Consider the following 4,825-nt stretch of genomic DNA (forward strand, 5'->3'; position numbering starts at 1 on the left):
CCCCCCCCCCCCCCCCCCCCCCCCGCGCCCCCCCCCCACCCCCCCCCCCCCGCCCCCCCCCCCCCCCCCCCCCCCCCCCCCCCCCCCCCACGACAGTTGAGATTGTGGATAGCGCGCCCGCCCCAAGCTCGTCATTGCGAGGCGCACTTGCGACGAAGCAATCCAGACTGTCACCGCGGGGGGATTCTGGATTGCTTCGCTTCGCTCGCAATGACGGCGGATAGAGCTCCCTACCGCACCGGCGGTGCATACTGCACGCCGCCCGCATTCCACAGCTGGTTCATGCCCCGCGGGATCTTCAGCTTCGACTTCTCGCCGATGTTGCGCTCGTACATCTCGCCATAATTGCCGACGTTGCGGATGATTCGGACGACCCAATCCTTGGTGAGGCCGAGCTGCTCGCCGTAATTGCCCTCGGTGCCGACCAGCCGCATCACTTCCGGCTTCTTCGACTTCAGGGCCTCGTCGATGTTCTCCGAGGAGACGCCGAGCTCCTCGGCGTTGATCATCGCGTACAGCGTCCACTTCACGATCATCATCCAGTCGTCGTCGCGCTGACGTACGACGGGCGCAAGCGGCTCCTTGGAGATCATGTCCGGCAGGATCATGTGGTCGCCGGGCTTCGACAGGTTGATCCGCAGCGCGTAGAGCTGCGAGACGTCGGCGGAGAGCGTGTCGCATTTGCCGGTGTCGTAGGCTTTCACGACGTCGTCCAGCTTGTCGAACTTCACCTCTTCATACTTCATGTTGTTGGCACGGAAGTAGTCCGCGACGTTGAGCGCCGTGGTGGTCCCGGTCTGGACGCAGACCTTGCTGCCGGTCAGGTCCAGCGCGGTTTCCTTGTTGCGCGCGCGCGGCAGCATGAAGCCTGCGCCGTCGTAATAGGCGACCGCGGGGAAATAGAGATCGTAGTCGAGTTCGCGCGCCATGCTCCAGGTCGAGTTGCGCGAGAGGATGTCCACTTTCCGGCTCTGCAATTCCTTGAAGCGCTCGCTGGCATCGAGCGCGACGAACTTCGCCTTGCTCGGGTCGTTGAAGATCGCGGAGGCCACCGCGCGGCAGAAATCGACGTCGAAGCCGGTCCAGTTGCCCTTGTCGTCGGGGATAGAGAAGCCCGGCAGGCCCTTGTTGACGCCGCACAGCACTTCGCCGCGGCGGACGGTGCGCTTCAGCGTGCGGGTGTCGTAGAATTCATAGATGATGGCCAGGACGGCGACCAGCACGGCGACTGCGAGCCCGATCAGCAGGCCGCCACGAAAAGTGCGCATCATGTTGCTCTCTCGAAATAATCGGGAAAAGGAATATTCGCCAGGGCGAGAAGATCAGAGTTCAGGCTTCTGCCGGATGACAACCTTGGTGCCGACCGGGACGCGATCGTAGAGATCGGCGACGTCGCGGTTGACGAGCCGGAAGCAGCCGGAGGAGACCTTGGTGCCGATCGTATCGGGCCGGTTGGTGCCGTGGATGCGGTAGACCGTGGTGCCCAGATACATGGCGCGGGCGCCGAGCGGATTGCCGGGGCCGCCGGCCATGAAGCGCGGCAGATAGGGCTGGCGCTGGATCATCTCCGGCGGCGGCGTCCAATCCGGCCATTCCTTCTTGTTGGTGATGTTCACCAGCCCCTGCCACTGAAAACCATCGCGGCCGACGCCGATGCCGTAGCGGATCGCACGACCGCCGGGCTGCACCAGGTAGAGATGCCGTTCGGCGGTCGAGATGATGAGGGTGCCGGGCGCTTCGGTGGTGCGGAAGTAGACGACCTGCTTCTGCCATTCCGGATCGAGCTCATAGGCATCGTCGGCGACCAGGCCCGGCTCGTCGCCGCGGTCGGGCTGTTGGGCGTAGGCATGGGGCGCGGACAGGATCAGGCCGATCGCAGCCACAAACATCCCGGTCAGGCGACGAAAATCCGTCATTTCAAGCTCTCCCCCACTGCCACAGCGAATATCGTTCGGAACCATCTGAACCCAGCGGCAGCTTCATGGCAAGTTGATGGCGCGCCCGGCTGGCATGTCACGAGAATGCTTTGGTTTTTTGACGGACCGCCGGCAATGCCACAAACAGGGGATGGCGCGAAAAGCAGTGAGCTGGGCACGATGTGCTCCCTCCCTCGCCTGCGGGGGAGGGTCGGGGAGAGCGTGTCTCTGCAATGGGGCACTCCCAACGTGGAGAGAACCCTCACCCGTCGCGCGGGACGATGCTTCGCATCGCCCGGACGCGCCGACCTCTCCCGCAGGCGGGAGAGGCTCAGACCGAATTCGCGGCGAGATCAAACTTCGCCAATCGCACTGGATCCCAGCTAGATCTGGTTGTTCTCCGGCGCGATCCCGAGCCGCCGGACGATCTCCGTCCCCACGGCCCGGGCCTCTGGCCTTGACCCGATGCGAGGGCTGCGAAACCGTCGTCCCGACTGCAATCGGATCACGACGATGCAGTGCTCGTCCTCGGAGCGGCCGCGGCGCTCGACCGTGATCGACTTCACGTCGCGCCCCTCGATGTGGTCGGCGCGCAGCGTGCCGTCGCCCCACAGGCGTTCGACGCGGATATCGCCCTGGCGGATGATCCAGAAGGCGCCGGTCACAAGGTTGGCATATCGATAAACGCCGATAGCGGCGATCGCGCCGACCGGCAGCAGCATGATGTCCACCGGCCCGGGCGACAGGCCACGCCAGAGCCTGTAGGCGTAGGGAACGGCGCACAATGCGACGACGATCAGTGCGACGATCCTGATGTCTCTTGCGGAAAACGGCTCGAGGGGGTCGCCGAGGCGCATCTCGGGATTGCTGGCATCGAGAGGATTGACCGGAGACTCGACCTCGGGAACGTCGAATTGCGTGGCGATCCGCGCCACCGTCTCGTGCACGTGGGTGACATCGGCGATCGGCGGCGATGTCAGGCGCTCACCGGAGGCCAGCGTGAAGGCGAGCTGGAAGCGGGCTTTCGCCCTCTTGCTGCCGGGAACCTGTAATCCCTTGATGTCGTCCTTGGCGACGATCCGCGTCCGGAGTTTTCCGAACGGGCGCTGCTCCCCGATCAGGATCTCGTCTGGCGTGATGATCCACACCACCGCCGGCGCCAGCATGATGATTCCGACGAACGCTGCTCCCACCAGCAGCGCGACCACGGAGATGATCACCTCCAGGGGGTCGTGCGTGAACAGGCCCGGCGTGAAGCACAGCGCAACGGCAGCCGCAAAGCCGGACATGACCAGCCGCTGCGCGATCGAGGCGCCTTCACGAAGGCGAATGTCAGTGCTGCTGGTGGCGTCGTCCATCACGGGCGGCTGATTACGTGGCCCGCGAAACTCCACGGACGGGTCCGTGGAGTCAAGCAACAACGGCGAGACCCGCGCCGGGTGTTAGCTATTGGCGTTCAGCAGCTTTGCCACGGTGCGGTCGATCTCGTCATAGCGGCCCTCGCCCGCGTGCTGGAACACGATCTTGCCGTTCTGGTCGATGATGTACTGCGCCGGCCAATACTGGTTGCTGTAGGCGTTCCAGGTCCTGGAATCATTATCCTGCGCCACCGGATAGGTGATGCCGTGGCGCTTCAGCGCCGCCTGCACATTGGACGCCGAGCGCTCGAACGGGAATTCCGGCGTGTGCACGCCCACCACGACGAGACCCCGGTCCTTGTACTTGGCGTAGAGCTCGGTGACGTGCGGCAGCGTGTTGACGCAGTTGACGCAGCCATAGGTCCAGAAGTCCACCAGCACGACCTTGCCGCGGAGATCGGCAATGTTCAGCGGTTTCGAGTTGAACCAGTTGTTGATGCCGGTGAAGTCGGGCGCGGTCTGCTGGCTGGCGGCCGCGGTGACGATAGGGACGGCGCGCGCGGCCTCGTCGCAGATGCCGGGGATGACGGCGCCTGTTACGGCGATGCCGATCAGTGCGGCGGAGACGGCGAGCAGTTTGAAAGTCATGGACGAGTCCTCCGGTTGAGATGCGCGATGATCACTGGCCGATCTGGCCGGTGGGATAGAAGCCGGTGAGCCACGCCACGATCAGCGTGTCGTATTGGAAATAGGCGGCGAGCGCGAAGCCGATCACGACGACGCCAAAGCCCTGCTGCAGCCGCGGCGACATGCGCGCGAGGCTGCGCACCCGCGTCGTCGCGGCCTGCCCGCCATAGGCAATCGCCAGCATCGGGATCGCCGCGCCGATCGCGTAGGCGATCAGCAGCGTGCCGGCCCAGGTCGCGTTCTCAGTCGTCGCGACCAGCGTCAGGATCGAGCCGAGCACCGGGCCGGCGCAGGGCGTCCAGACCAGGCCAAGCGTGGTGCCGAGCACGAGCCCGCCGAGCGCACCCTCGCGCTGCGTGGCGCCGGAATTGCCGAGATCGAGCCAGCCGTTGAGCCGGATCGACAGCCATTCGAACGGCGCCGGCCACAGCATCAACAGGCCGAAGCCGAGCAGCAGGATCGATGCCGCCTCGCGCAGCACGTTCGGATCGAAATCAAACAGCCGCGTGATGGCGCCGAGCAACAGCGCGGTCGCGGAGAACGAGATGACGAAGCCGAGCGCGATCATCGCGGGCCGCAAATGCGAGCTGCGGCCGATCGAGGCGCCGAGCAGGATCGGCAGCATCGGCAGCGTGCACGGCGCGGCGATGGTGAGGATGCCGGCGAGGACAGCGAAGAGAAGTTCGAGCATCGGGGCACTCGTGAAGGGGTCACGAGGATGGTTCGTGGGTGATGGGCGGATTGTTACGAGTGTCACGTGCTCGTGACGGAGGAGGTGCCGGCCAAGGGCGGCGGTGCGTTCCCTCCCCCCTTGTGGGGGAGGGTTAGGGAGGGGGTAGCCCAGCAAATGGTCTATCCGTCTGG

General features: G+C 65.2%; 5 protein-coding genes. All 5 read right to left on the reverse strand.

The window, feature by feature from the left end; all coding sequences use genetic code 11:
- Positions 1–230 precede the first annotated feature (230 nt).
- Positions 231–1,268, reverse strand: a complete 1,038-nt coding sequence (locus tag AC0L30_RS42310) for an amino acid ABC transporter substrate-binding protein (RefSeq protein ID WP_035995346.1) — start codon at positions 1,266–1,268, stop codon at positions 231–233.
- Positions 1,269–1,322: 54 nt separating this feature from the next.
- The gene (locus tag AC0L30_RS42315) at positions 1,323–1,916 is read right to left on the reverse strand and encodes a L,D-transpeptidase (RefSeq protein WP_007597994.1); all 594 of its coding nucleotides are present in this window, start codon (positions 1,914–1,916) and stop codon (positions 1,323–1,325) included.
- Between the two features lie 383 nt (positions 1,917–2,299).
- Positions 2,300–3,274: a hypothetical protein gene (locus tag AC0L30_RS42320; RefSeq protein WP_354127045.1), complete on the reverse strand. Its 975-nt coding sequence runs from the start codon at positions 3,272–3,274 to the stop codon at positions 2,300–2,302.
- Between the two features lie 84 nt (positions 3,275–3,358).
- Positions 3,359–3,922, reverse strand: a complete 564-nt coding sequence (locus AC0L30_RS42325) for a thioredoxin family protein (protein WP_473406732.1) — start codon at positions 3,920–3,922, stop codon at positions 3,359–3,361.
- 31 nt (positions 3,923–3,953) lie between these two features.
- Positions 3,954–4,652, reverse strand: coding sequence for a cytochrome c biogenesis CcdA family protein (locus AC0L30_RS42330; protein ID WP_473406733.1), 699 nt, complete (start codon positions 4,650–4,652; stop codon positions 3,954–3,956).
- Positions 4,653–4,825: the final 173 nt, after the last annotated feature.

This window comes from Bradyrhizobium sp. MI1.11, assembly GCF_055811255.1.

What these genes read in the sequence shown, in the direction of transcription:
- AC0L30_RS42310 (WP_035995346.1), bottom strand. Translation starts at nt 1,268, where the DNA reads ATGCGCACTTTTCGTGGCGGCCTGCTGATCGGGCTCGCAGTCGCCGTG.
- AC0L30_RS42315 (WP_007597994.1), bottom strand. Translation starts at nt 1,916, where the DNA reads ATGACGGATTTTCGTCGCCTGACCGGGATGTTTGTGGCTGCGATCGGC.
- AC0L30_RS42320 (WP_354127045.1), bottom strand. Translation starts at nt 3,274, where the DNA reads ATGGACGACGCCACCAGCAGCACTGACATTCGCCTTCGTGAAGGCGCC.
- AC0L30_RS42325 (WP_473406732.1), bottom strand. Translation starts at nt 3,922, where the DNA reads ATGACTTTCAAACTGCTCGCCGTCTCCGCCGCACTGATCGGCATCGCC.
- AC0L30_RS42330 (WP_473406733.1), bottom strand. Translation starts at nt 4,652, where the DNA reads ATGCTCGAACTTCTCTTCGCTGTCCTCGCCGGCATCCTCACCATCGCC.